The following is a 16201-nucleotide window of genomic DNA, read 5'->3' as shown; positions in this document are numbered from 1 at the left end:
GAAGTTAACACCGGCTTGAGAAAGTTAACAGACCCTATGGGTAATTTCGCAACAGCTTCTTAGCGCAAACGCGGCACGCGGCCGCCCTGTCGGGCGGCCACGTAACTGCGGTAGGTCTCCAAAGTGATGTTCTGCACGGCGGCGACGCTCTCGGGCGTCGGGTACACCCGCACGCGCTCGCGCCCGTGGCGGCGCTTGCCGTAGTGCTCGAACGCGGTCTTGGTGCTGCGATGGCCGACCGTGGCCGAGATCAGCAGCGGCGTCTCGAAGGTCAGCTTGGCATCGGCAATGAACTGATGCCGGAACGAATACATGGTGACGCTCGATTCCACCTTGCGCGTGCCCGCCACCGCCATCATGCGGCAGGTCTCCAGCTCGTGCTTGAGCGCGAGCTTGGTTTTTTCGGCGGCCTCCCGATCCTCGGCCGCGCAGGCGGCCAAGGCGCGCGCGATCAGGGCACGCTCGTCCTCGCTCAGCTCGTCAATGAAGAGCTCGCGCGTCGGCCCATTGGCGCGGCCGTTCGAGTGCTTGGCATTGGTCACGCGCAGCACCGTCCGTCCGGTGTCCGCATGCGTGGCAATAGTGGAGAACGCCCATTCGATCGGGCGCAAGCCCACCAGCAGGGTGGAACTGAGCACGTCCATGAGCGCTTGCGCATGCCGGTACCCGTCTTGGATGCGGCGCATGATCACATGGCGGATCTCGGCCCACTCCTGTTCGGGCACGTGTTTGCGCTTGCGCCCGGCCGTGTTCGCGCTGTGGCGGGACAGCCCACCCGAGCCGTGGTTGCGCAGCTGCTCCAGCGCTTCGTGGTGTCCCGGGTGATGAGTCTCGATCACGTAGAGCGCGGCCGATTTCTGAAAGCGCCATGTGGCCATGCTCATGGCGGGGCGCCGCAGGACCAGATCGGCGACGATCTCCGACGGGGTCGGGTCCTCGATGCCTTGCTCGCGGGCGAGCCGTTCCGCGTGGCGCCGGAAAAAGCGCTCATAGCTGGCCACGGTGCTGGCGCTGCGAGTCGGTAGCGAAGGGGAGAACTGGGGCGCGCTGTGCATGGAGGAATCGGTCCAGTGGATCGGTGACCCGGCAGGCGTATACGTGGTGCCGCTTTAAACCGGTTTACGTGCACGCATTGGGTCGATGGGTCGCCCAATTTTCCACATTCGATACCGCAATTGCAATATCGGGGCCGGTATCTTGCTGGTGCGTGAACTCGTGCTGTTGTTTTGGTATCTCCCCCCGTTATAGTCAGTCCGCAACGCAGGGCGTAAACGCCCTGCGCACGCTGTCTATAACGGGGGTGCGTAAACGCACCGCGCACGATACCCCGGAGACGTGGACGTTCACGCGCAACGGCCCCAACCGGCCCCACGACCCCCAACCCACGCGATCGCGACCGCGCCCCGTCAGTGGCGCCACAAAACAATGTATTTCAATGTTAACGAATTCATTTAATCGCACGCCATCCACGGGAATGCCTTGATTTCTCGTCGTCTTTTAAAGGCCGTGCGGCGCACCACGTGAATTTCGGGGTGAGATGGCGTGAATTTCAATGTCAAGGAATTCACGGTAATTCGGCAGAAAGGGCGTTCCCGCTGCGGCCGTGGTGGGGGACGGTTTACTGTCGCGAGCCCTGCCGGGCGGCCCGTTGGCCGCGCTGTCGTAAACAGGGGGAGGGGGCGCGTTAACGTGAGGTTTGCGCTCGGTGCGGGCGGCATTCAAGCTACCATGGAGCAATGGCCAGACCGAGGGTCATGTCAACCGGCTCAAGCTCCTCAAACGCCAGATGTATGGCCGCGCGAATATCGAGCTTCTTCGGCTGCGGGTGTTGAATCCGAACAAATTGACCGGCCTGCTTGTACTGCTGGACCCGCTAGTCCGGTCGCTATCGCAGGCGCGTGAGCTCGTGCGGCCAGGACGAGGCTGGCGGGCTCGCCCACGTTAGCCATTAAGAAGAATGGTGGTAGTCGGGCGGGAAAGACGACGGCAAGGTCCTCCACGCGAGTTTGTCGTCGTCACACAAATTGCTTCCGTGCAGCACATCCTCTCGTCACGGTAGATCTGCTGCCGGTGCCGCATTTCGTCAGCCTGACCAAACGCGAGGCCGATCTGGCAATAACCATAGAGCGGCCTGACCGCGGTCCCTATGTCTGCACAAAGCTCTGCGACTATCAGTTGAGGCTCTATGGCTCGCGCGAATACTTGGCGAGCCATCCAGCCATTACGAGCAAGGCAGACCTGTCCGATCACGCCTTTGTTAGCTGCGTGGACGACCTCGCGTTCAGTAGTGAACTGCTTTATCTGGAGCGCACTGTGCCAGGTGCCACTGCCGGGCTGCGTTCCACGAGCGTGATTGCACAATACTTCGCCGCGTTGCAGGGCGGTGGGCTGGCGATCCTCCCATGTTTCATCGCTGCGCAGCAGCCGGCACTGATACCTGTGTTGCCCGATGAGGTGGCGGTGACCCGCTGCTTCTGGTTGTACTGTCGCGAAGATCTGCGCAAGCTGCGTCGCATCCAGGTATTGTGGGACTACCTGCAGGCAGCTGCCGAGGCAAAACGTGCACTGCTGGCCGGGGAGCATGGGAAGTCAGGTTTATCACGGAGATATGAGAGTCGCCGGTACTTTCGCATGCTGGCAACGGTGGCCGTGAATCCCGCTGTCCCGGCGCAGACGCTGCCGCAGCTGATTGCCTACGCCCATGCCCATCCCGGCGCCTTCCAGCAGGACCTGCAGGCGGCGCGCGGGTTTGCGCAGGGTTTGAAGGCCCAGGTGAGGGCGCAGGGCCGGAGCCCGGCGCACTGCCTCCGGGCCTGATGCCCATCATCGGGCGCAGGAGGCGGAAGCGCACGAAAAGCTGGCGCAATTGCAGTCATTTACCGACCAGTCCAATGCGCTGGCCGTCCTGAGCGAACAGCTGGCGATCGACGTATCAGGCTATGACATCGACCAGCCACTGCCGTCGCTGGCGCCGCAGCAGGTGTGCACAGCCGCAGCGTTCTGCTGCGGCAGCTTCCCGCCACGCGCGGGCTGACGCTGCGCCAGCTCTATCACCTCGTGGCCAGCGCCCGCGGCCACCAGATTGTGGTCGGGACCGCGGCGCAGGTTGCGGACCACATGATCGAATGGGTGGCAGCGGGCTCCGCCGACGGGTTCAACATCATGCCGGCGTATTTTCCCGGTGGCTTCGACGACTTCACACGGGAGGTGGTGCCGTTACTGCAGGAGTGGGGCGCCTTCCGGCGCGAGTACGAGGCCGGCACATTGCGCGGCAACCTCGGCTTGCCGGTGCCACGCGAGGGTCGCTGAAACGCGCGTAAGCTTGCCGGTAAATGTGCATAGTATGAAGCCATCTTCAGGCCGCCGCCTCCGTTCGGGTGCGACCGCCCCGGGGCGATTAGGGCCTGCGGAATCGGTCTGGGCTAATCGACGTCGCGCCGTTACGGCGCAGTTGGGCCGCACACTGGCCAGCGCGCAGCGAGCCCGCGAACAGCCAGTTTGATCGGCTGGATCCTCAACGTAGCGCCCGAGTTCCGCCTAGCGTTTGAGACTGTAGTCGATAGCTCGCGCGATGGCCGAATCGTCCGGCACCTGCCGCCTTTGTTCTGCAAGCCAGAAATGGGCGCTGTCACGTTGACGAGGTCGCGTAAGATGAGGCGATGAAGAAGAACTCGCTCTACCATGGCCATCGCTTCCCGGCGGCCGTCATCAGCATGGCCGTGCGCTGGTACTTTCGCTTCCAGCTGAGTCTGCGCGACATCGAGGAGCTGCTGTTCGAGCGCGGCGTGGTCGTGAGCTACGAATCGATCCGCCGCTGGTGCGACAAATTCGGCGCGGGCTTCGCCCATCAGGTCAAGGCCGCGCGGCGCAAGCCGGGCAGTATTTGGCATCTGGACGAGATGTATGTGAGCTTGCGCGGCGAGCCCTGGCTGTTGTGGCGCGCTGTTGACGAGCATGGGGCCGAACTCGATATCCTGCTGCAGAAGCGGCGCGACAAGGCCGCGGCCAAGCGTTTCTTCCAGCGGGTGCTGCGTTCCTGCCCGGCCCCGCGCAAGATCGTCACCGACCAGTTGCGCAGCTACCCGGCGGCCAAGGCCGAGTTGCCCGCGCTGGCCAACACGAAGCACGTGTTCGTCAAGGCTAGCGCCCGCGTGAACAATCGGGCCGAGAACAGTCACCAGCCCACCCGCGAACGGGAGCGGCGCATGCGCGGGTTCCGCGGCCCCAAAAGCACTCAGGCCTTCCTCTCAAGCTTCGGGCCGATCCGTCAGCACTTCGCCCTCAAGCGGCACCTGCTGCGCGCCTGCCTCTATCGCAAACACCTCGCAGCCCGATTCTCGGCCTGGCGTGAATTCACCGAAGTCGCCCAAAATCCGTCTGCTGCGTGAGGCAGCGAGCCGCTCTTACTCCCCTTGCGAACAAACTCCGCCAACGTGACAGTGCCGCTCGCGATGCGATGGGTAAAGTCAAGCTTAGAGCCATCGCTGATCGCGGCTACTTCAGTGCGCAAGAGATCAAAGCGTGCGCCGATACTGGCATCGCTGCCATCTTGCCTAAGCCCACGACATCCAGCGCGAAGGCGGGAGGTCGGTTTGATAGGGCGGACTTCATCTACATTGCCCGAGACGACGAGTATCAATGTCCCGCTGGTGAACGCGCGATATACCGCTTCACCAGAGAAGAACATGGACTGCGGCTACGCCGCTATTGGAGCAGTGCTTGTCCTCAGTGCGCCATGAGATCGCAGTGCACGCCAAGTCCCTACCGGCGCATCTCCAGATGGGAGCATGAGGAAGTGCTGGAGGCCGTCCAGCGCCGGCTCGATAAGACGCCGGATGCAATGACGGTTCGCAGGCGAACGGTCGAGCATGTCTTCGGAACCTTCAAACATTGGATGGGCTACACGCACTTCCTGACGCGCACGCTACCCAATGTAGGTACTGAAATGAGCCTGCATGTTCTGGCGTACAACCTCAAGCGCGTGCTCAGAATTCTAGGATTCTCGAAAACAATGAAGGCGATGCGCCTGGTGGGTGCGTAAGCACCCAATTACGCCCAAAAAAATGGGCTGAAGATCGCCCTCAGGGGCCATTAGCACTATTCGCACCCGTTTCGACGTCATCCCACGACCGGATTAGCCAAGGCAGGCTACGCCCCGGAGGGGGCGCGCATTGGTGCGATTCGAGAGACGTTTCCACACGGCCTCGGAGCAGATCGGTCGCTTGAATGACCGCATGATCGTGAGAGCGAACGGCCGAGAATGGCCGGGAAGAGACCGATTGCCCAGGCTCTCGGAGAACTCCGTGGCGACGGGCTGTAGCCGACCGCAGATTCAACCGGTCGAATGACCCGCTGCAGAGCGCGACCGTCTCTGGCCGATAAAAGCAGCCGCCGGGAAGACTCCGGCGGTCAAACCAACAATGACGCCCGCCGCGAGAGCGGGGCGGGGGGGCGTCAGACACCTGAGCCAGGTGTCGCAAAACCATGCATGATCAGGCGGCGACGGCTTCGTGCTGCTCGGCCACGCACAGCGATCCACCGACGGCGCCGAGCAACATGTCCCGCGCGGCATCGAGGCGATCGGTGGAGCCGGACATTCGCGCCGTGATGATGCCGTTCTGGATCGCGCCATACAGCACCTTCGCCAGCACCTGCGGCGGCATCGGATACGACTGGCCACGTTCAATCTGGACACGGTGCAACAGGCTCGCGATCCAGTCTTCATTCATCTGGAAATGCGCCTGCAACAGTGTGCGGATCGTGTCGGGCAGCACCATCACTTCCGCTGATAACATGCCGGCCAGGCAGATCTGGTTCAGTTCGATGCCGTTGCGCAGCGGATTGACATAGCGCCGCGCCTGTTCGGCCAGCGGAAGGCTGGTATCGATGGCAGCGAGGCGAGCCTGTCCGCGTTCGCGGTAAAGGCGCACTACCTCCAGCACCAGATCGTCCTTCGCCGGGAAGTAGTAGTGAATGCTTGAGGTCTTCACGCCCACCAGTTCCGCCAGGTCCCGATAGCTGAACCCGTTGTAACCGCGTTGCCGGATCAGCACGGAGGCGTGCTCAAGCAATTGGTCGCGTACGGTATGCGTTTTCATGAGAACTGTCTTCGGCTTGGTTGCCGGAGACCCTCCGTTTCGTCGCTTGTCCGCTGAATTGGTTGAATCCGTTCAGATGGACAGCGACTGCGCAACAAGCGAAAGCACTGCTCCGCTAGTCATGCAGAGCACCACCCAGCCGCCCAGGATCAGGGCACTGTCACGCAAATTCATGCTGAAACTCCAGGGAGTCAGGTCGGGTAGGGGCCCGGGATTGCGTTTCGGGCGGCTACCCTCGATTGGACTCAAGCGTTGGCGCCGTCGGTGTACGGGTCAAACGTGCCGATCTTGGCGCCGTCCAGGTACGGGTCAACCTTGCGGGCCGGGCTGGCCGACACGCCGGCGCGGTCCAGGCTGGCAACGATGCGAGCGCCGTCGGTGTACGGGTCGAACGTGCCAATCTTGGCGCCGTCCGTGAACGGGTCGGCCTTGCCGACGCGGGCACCTTCGCTGAACGTGTCGACCTTGCCTTGGCGTGCGCCATCGGTGAAGGCGCTGCGCTGGTCTTGTACGCGATAGCTGTAGCCGTAGACTTCGCCGGCCTTCTGGGCGGCCGGGGCGGCCTGGACCGCACCGGCGACGAAAGCGGTTGCGAGGGCGGCGGCGGTGAGGATGGTCTTGGCGTTCATGGTGCTCTCCTTGGTGGGCCGGGCGATCTCGGTTTGTGAGATGGTTCGCTGGTCCGTGTCTGTGCTGCGAATCAGAGGTCTTCTTCTATGTCACTATCTACTACTAGATAGATGATCGAGCTAAAAAAAAGACCGCTACCGGTACTGACAAACAATCTTGTAAGGCCTGGACCGGCTGCGTTGCTGTTGGCTTCGTGCATCGCGTCGTTCCATGCGCTCAATACTATCTACTACTAGATAGATAAGCAAGGACTTTTCGTAGAGATACGACCTACAGGCTTGAGGTTTTAGTCTAATCGTGCGGATCGATTGATCTAAGTTATTGAGTAATAAAAGAAAAATGGCACTTTAGCTCTGAGGGGGCGCCAACCCCATTGTTCTCCCGTCAGGTGACGATCCAGGGGCTTTTCCATTGAGAAAGCGATCTCACCGACACCTTCGACACCCCAAGTGACGGCCACCGCTCCAAGCACACTGAATGGGGGAAACTGGCCGGTCTCGGTCAAATGCCTCCCGTGAAACTGCGACTTTCTATGACCGACCCAAATCGGTCTTTCGAGGTGTCGTGGGGAACATGCTCGAATACTGTATATCCATACAGTTAACTCAGGCTTTCAAGATGTCGCTGCACGCGCCATATACTGTATATACGTACAGTACTAGAAAGAGGCGCCTCATGCTCCCCGAGCCCGTCAACTGCCCGATTTGCTCAGCCGCCGCAGAGCGCATACGCGCCGCTCCCCGTGGCTATCGCTACACATGTCCAAGCTGCGGCACCTTTTGCATCAGCAATGGCGCGCTGGGCTGCCAGCAGGACATCCCACCCTCGGCACGCGATGACGTGCGCCGACTACGGTCATATGGTCATACACCGCAGATAGAAGTCTCCCGCGATGGTGTCCGCATCGTCCCCGTGCGAGGCTGACCATGGGAAACAGCAAGAATGCCGCCCGCTGTCACGGGCCTTCGGAAACCAGGAACGCTGACGCAGGCAATGGGATCCTGGTCCAGATCCGCGGTGACGACGTCTCGGATGTCATGGGTCTGCTGCCCAAGCCCACGTCGGAAGGCCAGCAACAGGAAGTCGTGACAGAGGTAGAGGAATTCGGACAGGTCCGCTTCTTCGCGCGCGTCAAAAAGGTCCGCCACCACAAGCACTCGTATCTCTACTGGGTAGTCTATTGGGCGGAAACCATCCGGCAACCATGACTGTTACGACCATCTTCCTGGAGGCTCACTACTTCGGCGAGGATCGCGAAGATCTGCAGCTTTCGTGCGAGGCGGTTGCTGCCACAAGCAACTTTCTCATCATCGCCGGTGTCCAGGCGCGGCACCTATACGCGCTGACATGGCGACCGGACCACGTCTCCTACTGGAATAACGGTGAGCTGCTGCGGCTTGCAGTCGGGCAGTGGGTTGCGCTGGACGAAAGAACGCTCCGGTTCACGCTTCGATAGGCTCTCGTCGGACTACCCAGTACACTCGACGGAAGAAGAGGAGGAGAAGGGCATGTGCACCAACTACGCCCCAGTCCAGCACCAGCTTCTGCGCGACGTGTTTGGAGTCGTGCCGCCGGCGACTGAGTGGAAGCCTGAGACTTGGCCGGACTATACCGCGCCGATCGTGCGTGCCGACAACAGCGACCGCCGGGAATGCGTGTTGGCGAATTTTGGCTTTATCCCCCGTGTGCGTATACCGGAGGGCGTCCGCCCGTTCGACACCATGAACGCTAGGTCAGAGACGGTCGGCGAGAAACGCAGCTTCAGCGGGCCGTGGAAGAATGGACAGCTCTGCCTGGTACCGGCCACAGCCATCTATGAGCCCAACTACGAGCACGGACTTAAGTCGGTGCGGTACCGCATCTGGCTCCCCGGCGAGCGGGCCTTCGGTATTGCTGGCCTGTGGCGGGACTGGCCGGACGGAACCTTCTCGTTCACGATGCTAACAGTCAACGCGGACAAACACCCAGTCATGAGGCGGATGCATGCGCCGAATAAGGAAAAGCGGTCGGTCGTGATTGTGCCGCCCTCCCAATGGAGCGACTGGCTTGATTGTCGAGATCCGGAGGTGGCCAGGAGCTTCTTGACCCTCCCGCCTGCTGAATCCATGGCTGCGGAGCCAGCACCATTGCAGCCGCGCGCGAGGAAGGTCGTAGGGTCCACGGATTCCCCGGCCCCACCCGCGGGAAAAACGAAGGTCGCATAGCGACCCACTACGGTCACAGGACCATGCGTTTCGCCAACGGCAGTTTTCTGGGCGAAGCAGTCGTCTGAATGGCACGGTCGGGGCGACATCGCACGTCGCTTCCTGGGCCGGTCTCTGCCCACATGTTGCGCACCTGCGCTTCCTCGAACATCTCTTTCACCACTGCTGCTGGCAACGGCCGCGCTACGCTACAGAACGGCCGTCCGAAGATTGCGCAGTCTTATCCCCGAACCAACCGCATGTACGCCGTCCGCGCGGAGAACTGGAAACCTGTGGGGGGGAGAGTCCACGGGCGGCGTAATTCAATTTTCGGGCTGACGTTCGCTCTCGGCGTCATTGTGGGCAAAACCCTTCTGCGCTGTCTCCCCGATCTTCCTAGATCTCCGCTCGACATCTGCTTTGGCAGCATTGAGTACGTCCTTCACCGCAGACCCCTCCTGCGCCATCGCGCGCACCGCCCCTCACAGGGGCGGCATTGTCCAAGTTTGCCGAACCTTGTGTACAACCCATGACGGCTGCCCAACCGGTATCTGCCGTCTTAAGCTGTTGCACAGGAGCGGCAATGCGCTGTTTCTACATGCCCATTTCAAACTAGAGAGCACAATGCTAGTGCTCAAGGGATTTCATCACCGGACCCTCGGCGTGTATGGCTGCCGCGTTGGTGACCATGTGCACGCTGTCCTGGTGCTATCCTGAGCAGGCTTGAGCGATGCGAGCCAACTGTCCCGTTCTGCCCGAGCCACTGCGAACATCGATAGGAACTAGCGCGTGCCCAATATCGCGAGAGATCAAGCGAGCGCCAACCATCTGAACAAGATTGTTGGTACGGCAATCGTTCTGGCAATTCTGTACTTCGCTCGCGACGTGCTGATTCCAGTCACGTTGGCCTTTATCCTCAGCATCTTCATCCAACCCCTCGTTCGCGGACTCCGCCGCATCGGCCTTGGCCAAGTAAGTTCAGTTGCCCTCGCTGCGCTGGTACTCGCAGTGGGTCTATCCTTCAGTGGCTTGATCATCGGCACGCAGCTCATTCGCCTAGGGAGCAGCTTGCCGCAGTATGAAGACACGATACGCAGCAAGCTCCGGACGCTTGACGAGGTTACCCTCGGCAAGTTGAGCGCGATCACGGATCAGGCCGGCCGCGTGGTCGGCAAGCTCGGGAGCGACACACGACAAGGTAGGACACCCGCGCAGGGTTTGCCGCAGCCAGAGACGAATAATGTTACCCCGCCTATCCCGGTCGAGGTCCATCAACCTGAACCCCGCCCGATAGAGCTCCTCACGCGAATCGTGAATTCAATAGCACGCCCGCTTGGGACGGCCGGCGTGGTGTTTGTTGTGCTGATCTTCCTGTTGCTCGAACATGAGGCGCTTCGGGACCGGTTTATCCGGCTGGTGGGCGGCAGCAATCTGCGTGCTACGACAGCATTCGTCAACGACGCAGGCGAGCGCATCTCCCGCTTTTTCGTCTCGCAATTTCTTGTCAACATCGCAGTGGGTGTAATGATCTGGGTGGGGCTTGCCATCGCCGGCTTGCCCCAGGCGCCGTTGTGGGGAGCGATGGCCGGACTCCTCCGCTTTGTGCCTTACGTCGGGATCTGGATCGCAGCTTTCTTCGCTGTATTGCTGGCCACGGCCATCACGCCGGGCTGGACGTTGGCGCTCATCACACTCGCCCTGTTTTTTGCCATCGAGCTCCTTGTTTCCCAACTCCTTGAACCTCAACTGTATGGTCACGCCACGGGACTGTCACCGCTCTCGGTGGTGATTGCGGCCATCTTTTGGAGTTGGATCTGGGGGGCGGTCGGATTGGTCCTCTCAACGCCACTGACTTTGTGTCTGGTCGTGGCGGGACGCTATATCCGGGCCCTCAGCTTTCTCGAGATCCTGTTGGGAGAAGTCCGCGCCCTTACCCTGGCGGAGAATTTCTATCAGCGTGCCCTCTCGGGCGACGCACAGGAAATCTTGGCCAGCGCGAGGCGATTTCTTCGGAGCAAGCCCCTCAGCGCCTACTGTGACACCGTCCTGATGCCGGCCTTGCATTTGGCCCATGCTGATTTCTCGCAAAGGGAGATTACCCGCACCGAACAACTCAAGGTGAATAGCGCAATCGCCTCGGTGATGGTCAGCCTCGAAAGCAAACGAAGCTGGTGGCGGCCCATTCCCCGAATCTCGGTTCTGGAGGGCACCACGGTCGCGCGGCGGCTGCGAGAGCAGCGAGAACGACAGATGGGGAGATGGCAGGGTCCCCTAGATGTGCCGGCGGGCACAGTCGTACTAGGCATCGGTGCGGGGTCGCTCATTGACGAGCTGGCCGCGGAAGTGCTGGTGCGTGTCCTGCGCGCACAGCATCTTGACGGGCGTCATCTCTCGCTTGAGGATCTGAGGTCGGGGCCTCCAGTGCCCGAGAGTAAGCCCGAGGCGGTCGCGGTGGTTTGTCTGGTCAGCGTGGTCTCAGAACTGACGCAAGACGAGCCGCTGGCCGCTGCGATCGCAGGAATCCGCCGGCGCTTTCCCCATGCAAAGGTTCTTGTGCTGTGCGCGTCGAATCCATTCGATCTGCATGAGAAGAGCCACGCTGTGGTAGCTGAAGCTGATTTTACGGTGCACTCATTTGCCGAAACCACAGAGAGCTGTACCAATCTGCTTCAGGGGCAGGTGTCGGCGACACCCAAACAGAATTAATTGACCTGACCGCCCGATTGTGACCGCGCGGGTTCGACCAGGAAACGAGGCCCAACAGGCGACGACGCCCACCCGTTGAATAATGCGAACCCGAAGCAGGAAACTGAAAATCGATGACAAATTTGTCGTCAACCTGCCAGTCGTTGGTTGGAATCCCCCTCCTAGACCCCGTTCCACGGCGGGACATTTGCCCGCCGGGCAATCGTCAGGACGCCATGAAGCATGCACACCGATTCATCGCCGCGACAGTACTGGCCACAGTGCTGGGTACCGTCGCACAGCTTGCGTCAGCGGTCGCGGATCCTTCCGCAATCGCTGATGACGCGGGCAACGTCGACCAGGTCCACCGCCAGCGCGATCCCTTTACCGATGGCGCCGACAACAACGCGCGCGATCCCTACCTGGATGGCGCACACCTGCCGGCGCAACAAGCCTGACCTGCGGGCTTATTCCGACGCTGGGCGATGCGGGAAGTCCAGACGGAAGCTGGTCATCCCGCCCGGTGTCGATTCGGCCTGCACGGTCCCGCGGTGGAGATCCATGATTGTCTTCACGATCGCCAGGCCGATGCCGGAGGATTCCCCTGAGTTGTCGGCAGGCCGGGTGTTGGGGCGAAGACTGCCATGACCTTGGCGGCTTTTGCCTCCTTCGTCTCGCCGGAGCTAAGGCCGGCAAGACTGGCGTGTGAGGCCAGTCTTGCGGATCACGCGACGCAACATCATGGCGGCGCTGATTTGAACAAATTGTCATAATGACGATAACTACACCATGACAAGAAGGCTACCTCATCGAAGACCGAGGCGGAGCGACAGGAAGTTCACCCGAACGAACATTCAGGTGTCGAAAGTCCGCTGCCGCACGTGGACCACCGCCAGCGCGTCGGCGCCGAACGTCGCGAGCGAATGCGTTGGAGGCTTCTGAACAGTGCACTGAAGCTGGTAGCGAGCAAGGGCCACGCCGCCATGTCGGTCGATGACGTGATCCGGGAGGCGGGTGTGTCACGCGGGACGTTTTACAAGTACTTCGCGTCTCCGGATGTCCTTATCCGGGAATTGGCCACTGAAATTGCTAGCCAAATCGTCCGCACTGATGGCATTTCGGCACCGATCGAGGACCGCATCTGAGAATGACTGCCGCGCCGCTGCTATGACCGACTGGCTCGGGCGTTATGCCGATAGCAGCACCCACTCAAGGGCAACCGCGCATTCCTTGACGTAGCGCAAGGTGGTTCGGCCCGCGTGTGCCAGTCTTTTTCGAGTGCTGTCACGGAGCCCAGTTTGAACAGCACGCGGACAGCGCAAGGAGCCGGGGAAAGGTCATGAGGACTTAGCGATGAAACGGTTGCTATTCGTATGCAAGCGCCTCGTACAGAGCAGAGAAACCACAAGGAGGTAAGGGTGGCGATCCTCTCGGCGATGGAGACCGTGAATCCGAAGGTCCCGTCCACCATCGAAGCTGCGGCGCTGTGCAAGATGGTTGAACGTCACCAGATCACTGGTGCGATCGTCGACGGCCCGCTGGCCCTCGACAACGCCATCAACCTGGAGGCCGCCCGCATCAAGAAGATCGATTCGCCGGTTGCGGGCCGCGCCAACGTGCTGCTGGTGCCCGACCTTGAAGCAGGAGGCAACATGCTCGCCAAGAGCCTGTCCTTTCTCGCCGGTGCTGATGCGGCCGGCATCATGCTCGGCGCGCGGGTACCGATCATCCTCACCAGCAGGGCGGACTCCGTGTCGACCCGGCTGGCATCCTGCGCGGTTGCCGCGCTGGTGGCAAAGGCCCGCCGCGAGTCGGGCAAGGCACTGGGGTGATGCCATGGCCGATGTGATACTGGTACTCAATGCAGGCTCGTCGAGCATCAAGTTCAGCGCCTTCGGTGCCCACGGCGACGAGCCGGATCTTTTGCTGCGCGGCAGTATCGAGGGCATCTACACGTCGCCAGCCTTTCGTGCCGCCAACGCGTCGGGCGCGGAGGTGGAGACGAAGCACTGGGGCGACGGCACGGAACTGGGACATGGCGGCGCCATCGCCTTTCTTGCGGAGTTCCTGCGCGCGCACGGCGAGGGTCACCATCTGGTCGCAGTGGGGCACCGGGTGGTGCACGGAGGCGTACAGTTCACGCAGGCGGTGAAGGCCACTCCCGAGGTCGTCGCTGCGCTGGACGCCCTGAGCCCCCTGGCCCCTTTGCACCAGCCGCACAACCTCAAGCCGATCCGGATTCTCGCGCAGCAACGCCCGGAGCTCCCGCAAATCGTCTGTTTCGACACGGCGTTTCACTGCGGCCAGCCGGAAGCGGCGCAGGCTTTCGCGCTACCTGCCTCGATCACGCAGCGCGGCGTGCGGCGCTACGGCTTTCACGGGCTTTCCTACGAGTACATTGCCAGCGTCCTGCCGGCTGTCGACGCTACCGCCGCCGCGGGTCGCACCGTGGTTGCGCATCTGGGCAATGGCAGCAGCATGTGCGCGCTCGTGGCCGGGCGGAGCGTTGCCAGCACAATGGGATTCACCGCGGTGGACGGGCTGCCCATGGGCACACGCTGCGGCAACCTGGATCCCGGTGTCATCCTGTACATGATGGATGAGCTCGGCATGGATGCGCGCGCAGTCGAAGACCTCATCTACCGCAAGTCCGGGCTGCTCGGCGTATCCGGCATTTCCAGCGACATGCGCACGCTGCTCGCCAGCCAGGATCCTCGCGCCCGCTTCGCCGTGGAGCTCTATACCTACCGGATCGGGCGTGAGCTTGGCTCGCTGGCGGCAGCGGCACAAGGGCTGGATGCGCTCGTATTTACCGCCGGCGTCGGCGAGCATGCCGCGCCGATTCGCGAGCAGGTTTGCCGGCAGGCGGACTGGCTTGGCATTGTGCTTGATGCCGGGGCGAACGCCAGGGGCGAGCCGAGAATCAGCACGCCATCGAGCAAGGTGCCAGTGTGGGTCATCCCGACGAACGAGGAACTGATGATCGCAAGGCACACCAGGTCGGTGATCGGAACGGAGGCGCTATGAAGATCATCTCACTCGAAGGTGCGGTCGCCTTGATCCCTGACGGCGCAACGGTCATGGTCGGCGGCTTCATGGGCGTCGGCACGCCGGAGCGTCTGATGAATGAACTCTTGCGCCAGGGCAAGCGGGACCTCACGGTGATCGCCAACGATACCGCGGTGCCAGGCAGGGGCATAGGCAAGCTGGTTGCGGCGGGCGTCTTGCGCAAGGCGATCGTCAGTCACATCGGCCTCAATCCGGAAACCCAGCGCCAGATGATCGTGGGGGCGCTGGAGGTCGACCTGGTGCCGCAGGGGACCCTGATCGAACGCATACGCGCGGCCGGTTGCGGGCTGGGCGGCATCCTGACGCAGACCGGCGTCGGGACGCTGGTCGAGGCAGGCAAGCGCAAGCTGGAGGTGGAGGGCATCGAGTATCTGCTGGAGACACCGCTGCGCGCCGACTTTGCGCTGGTGGAGGCATTCCTGTCGGACTACCAGGGCAATCTGGTGTATGCGCTGACCGCGCGCAATTTCAACCCAGTCATCGCCATGGCGGCCGCGACGGTCATCGTGGATGCAGCCCACATCGTGCCGATCGGCATGATTCCGCCCGACCATGTGATGACGCCATCGGTCCTGGTGGATTACCTCATCGCGCATCAATGACGCCGGCAGGCGCAGGAACAGGAAAAGCCATGGACGCACAAACGGTGATAGCCAGGCGCGTGGCGCAAGAACTGCGCGACGGCATGTTGGTCAACCTCGGCGTAGGCATCCCCACGCTGGTGGCCAACTATGTGCCGCAAGGCATGCACATCTTTTTCCAGTCCGAGAACGGCCTGATTGGCACCGGCCCAATCCCGGAGGCCGGCATGGCCGAAGGCTTCCTGACCGACGCGGCGGGCCAACCGGTCACCGCGTTGCCCGGGGCCTGTACGTTCGACAGCGCCATGTCCTTTGGCCTGATCCGCGGGCATCACCTCGACATGACGGTGCTGGGCGCACTGGAGGTCGATGAGGCCGGGCACCTTGCAAACTGGACCATTCCCGGCAAGCTTGTGCCGGGAATGGGCGGGGCCATGGACCTGGTGGCTGGCGCCAGGCGCGTTGTGGTAGCCATGCAGCATTGCGCAAAGGGCAAGTCCAAGCTGGTCAGCCAATGCACTTTGCCGCTGACCGGGCTGCGGCCAGTGGACCTTGTCGTTACCGAACTGGCAGTGATTTCATTCGCCACGGGCAAGGCGGTGTTAATGGAGACGGCGCCCGGCGTGTCGGTCGAGCAGGTACAAGAGGCGACTCAGGCCAGGCTTGTGGTGCCCGCGCGGGTGCCGGAGATGTTCTTCGATGGAGCAGCAATATGACAGCGGAAACACTGTGGCCGACCCTGCCGCTGGTCTCGCGCGGGGCCGCTTGCTGAGCCTCCGTTTCGCCCTCGCGCCCGTCGGCGAGGTAGAAGGCGAACAGGTTCGCTCGGAACGACCCGGATCGCTGGCTTGCTGAGGCACCGCGCAAAGAGGGGTCCCGGTGGCCCACATGGCACGAGTGGCTGCGCGCGCACTCCGGCGCTCCGGCCAAGCCACCGCTCATGGGCTTGCCAGCA

General features: G+C 62.0%; 15 protein-coding genes and 6 pseudogenes. 16 read left to right on the top strand and 5 right to left on the bottom strand.

What is annotated here, in order from left to right; genetic code table 11:
* Nucleotides 1–59: 59 nt before the first annotated feature.
* Entirely contained in the window at nt 60–1001 is a 942-nt protein-coding gene (locus tag AC3FNH_RS28560) for a hypothetical protein (RefSeq protein WP_488722467.1), read from the bottom strand.
* 701 nt (nt 1002–1702) lie between these two features.
* Here AC3FNH_RS28560 and AC3FNH_RS28555 point away from each other — a divergent pair.
* The 4 genes and pseudogenes from AC3FNH_RS28555 to AC3FNH_RS28540 all read left to right on the top strand — a co-directional run.
* Nucleotides 1703–1831: pseudogene (locus tag AC3FNH_RS28555) on the top strand (transposase); the annotation flags it as partial.
* A gap of 197 nt (nt 1832–2028) precedes the next feature.
* Nucleotides 2029–2586: pseudogene (locus AC3FNH_RS28550) on the top strand (LysR substrate-binding domain-containing protein); the annotation flags it as partial.
* A 280-nt stretch (nt 2587–2866) separates the two neighbouring features.
* Entirely contained in the window at nt 2867–3034 is a 168-nt protein-coding gene (locus AC3FNH_RS28545; protein ID WP_488722466.1) for a hypothetical protein, read from the top strand.
* On the top strand, nt 2983–3309 hold the full coding sequence (locus AC3FNH_RS28540; RefSeq protein ID WP_488722465.1) for a hypothetical protein: 327 nt from the start codon (nt 2983–2985) through the stop codon (nt 3307–3309). The genes AC3FNH_RS28545 and AC3FNH_RS28540 overlap by 52 nt, the downstream gene beginning before the upstream one ends.
* Nucleotides 3310–3448: 139 nt before the next feature.
* Here the strand turns inward: AC3FNH_RS28540 and AC3FNH_RS28535 are convergent.
* Nucleotides 3449–3621, bottom strand: a pseudogene (locus AC3FNH_RS28535) (IS66 family transposase); the annotation flags it as partial.
* Nucleotides 3622–3659: 38 nt separating this feature from the next.
* Between AC3FNH_RS28535 and AC3FNH_RS28530 the strand changes: the two are divergent.
* Nucleotides 3660–4388, top strand: a complete 729-nt coding sequence (locus AC3FNH_RS28530; RefSeq protein ID WP_488722464.1) for an IS6 family transposase — start codon at nt 3660–3662, stop codon at nt 4386–4388.
* 32 nt (nt 4389–4420) lie between these two features.
* Nucleotides 4421–5041: pseudogene (locus AC3FNH_RS28525) on the top strand (transposase); the annotation flags it as partial.
* Between the two features lie 451 nt (nt 5042–5492).
* Here the strand turns inward: AC3FNH_RS28525 and AC3FNH_RS28520 are convergent.
* Together AC3FNH_RS28520 and AC3FNH_RS28515 are read right to left on the bottom strand one after the other, a co-directional pair.
* Entirely contained in the window at nt 5493–6098 is a 606-nt protein-coding gene (locus tag AC3FNH_RS28520; RefSeq protein WP_488722463.1) for a TetR/AcrR family transcriptional regulator, read from the bottom strand.
* A 245-nt stretch (nt 6099–6343) separates the two neighbouring features.
* A complete protein-coding gene (locus AC3FNH_RS28515; protein ID WP_488722462.1) occupies nt 6344–6727 on the bottom strand; it encodes a copper resistance protein CopQ in 384 nt (127 codons plus the stop codon).
* A 927-nt stretch (nt 6728–7654) separates the two neighbouring features.
* On the opposite strand from AC3FNH_RS28515, the gene AC3FNH_RS28510 reads away from it, so the two are divergent.
* From AC3FNH_RS28510 to AC3FNH_RS28490, 5 genes are all read left to right on the top strand, one after another.
* A complete protein-coding gene (locus tag AC3FNH_RS28510) occupies nt 7655–7936 on the top strand; it encodes a hypothetical protein (RefSeq protein ID WP_488722461.1) in 282 nt (93 codons plus the stop codon).
* The gene (locus AC3FNH_RS28505; protein ID WP_488722460.1) at nt 7933–8184 is read left to right on the top strand and encodes a hypothetical protein; all 252 of its coding nucleotides are present in this window, start codon (nt 7933–7935) and stop codon (nt 8182–8184) included. The genes AC3FNH_RS28510 and AC3FNH_RS28505 overlap by 4 nt, the downstream gene beginning before the upstream one ends.
* A 52-nt stretch (nt 8185–8236) precedes the next feature.
* Nucleotides 8237–8932 carry an SOS response-associated peptidase gene (locus AC3FNH_RS28500; protein WP_488722459.1) on the top strand — a complete coding sequence of 232 codons (696 nt, stop codon included), beginning with the start codon at nt 8237–8239 and terminating at the stop codon, nt 8930–8932.
* A gap of 768 nt (nt 8933–9700) precedes the next feature.
* A complete protein-coding gene (locus tag AC3FNH_RS28495) occupies nt 9701–11617 on the top strand; it encodes an AI-2E family transporter (RefSeq protein ID WP_488722458.1) in 1917 nt (638 codons plus the stop codon).
* Nucleotides 11618–11832: 215 nt separating this feature from the next.
* Complete coding sequence (locus tag AC3FNH_RS28490; protein WP_488722457.1) at nt 11833–12054, top strand: hypothetical protein; 222 nt, start codon at nt 11833–11835, stop codon at nt 12052–12054.
* Between the two features lie 9 nt (nt 12055–12063).
* Here the strand turns inward: AC3FNH_RS28490 and AC3FNH_RS28485 are convergent.
* Nucleotides 12064–12207 (bottom strand): annotated as a pseudogene (locus AC3FNH_RS28485) (ATP-binding protein); the annotation flags it as partial.
* Between the two features lie 270 nt (nt 12208–12477).
* Between AC3FNH_RS28485 and AC3FNH_RS28480 the strand changes: the two are divergent.
* From AC3FNH_RS28480 to AC3FNH_RS28460, 5 genes and pseudogenes are all read left to right on the top strand, one after another.
* Nucleotides 12478–12741 (top strand): TetR/AcrR family transcriptional regulator, encoded by a 264-nt coding sequence (locus tag AC3FNH_RS28480; RefSeq protein ID WP_488722456.1) that lies wholly within the window; start codon nt 12478–12480, stop codon nt 12739–12741.
* A gap of 264 nt (nt 12742–13005) precedes the next feature.
* Nucleotides 13006–13428 (top strand): annotated as a pseudogene (locus AC3FNH_RS28475) (phosphate acyltransferase); the annotation flags it as partial.
* A gap of 4 nt (nt 13429–13432) precedes the next feature.
* Nucleotides 13433–14623 carry an acetate/propionate family kinase gene (locus AC3FNH_RS28470; RefSeq protein WP_488722455.1) on the top strand — a complete coding sequence of 397 codons (1191 nt, stop codon included), beginning with the start codon at nt 13433–13435 and terminating at the stop codon, nt 14621–14623.
* Complete coding sequence (locus tag AC3FNH_RS28465; RefSeq protein ID WP_488722454.1) at nt 14620–15267, top strand: 3-oxoacid CoA-transferase subunit A; 648 nt, start codon at nt 14620–14622, stop codon at nt 15265–15267. Before AC3FNH_RS28470 ends, AC3FNH_RS28465 begins: the two co-directional genes overlap by 4 nt.
* A gap of 29 nt (nt 15268–15296) precedes the next feature.
* A complete protein-coding gene (locus tag AC3FNH_RS28460; RefSeq protein WP_276103492.1) occupies nt 15297–15962 on the top strand; it encodes a 3-oxoacid CoA-transferase subunit B in 666 nt (221 codons plus the stop codon).
* Nucleotides 15963–16201: the final 239 nt, after the last annotated feature.

This window comes from Cupriavidus sp. 22TCCZM01-5 (genome assembly GCF_057798915.1).
The sequence above is the reverse complement of the archived record's forward strand: the minus strand, read 5'-3'. Positions and strand labels throughout refer to the sequence as shown.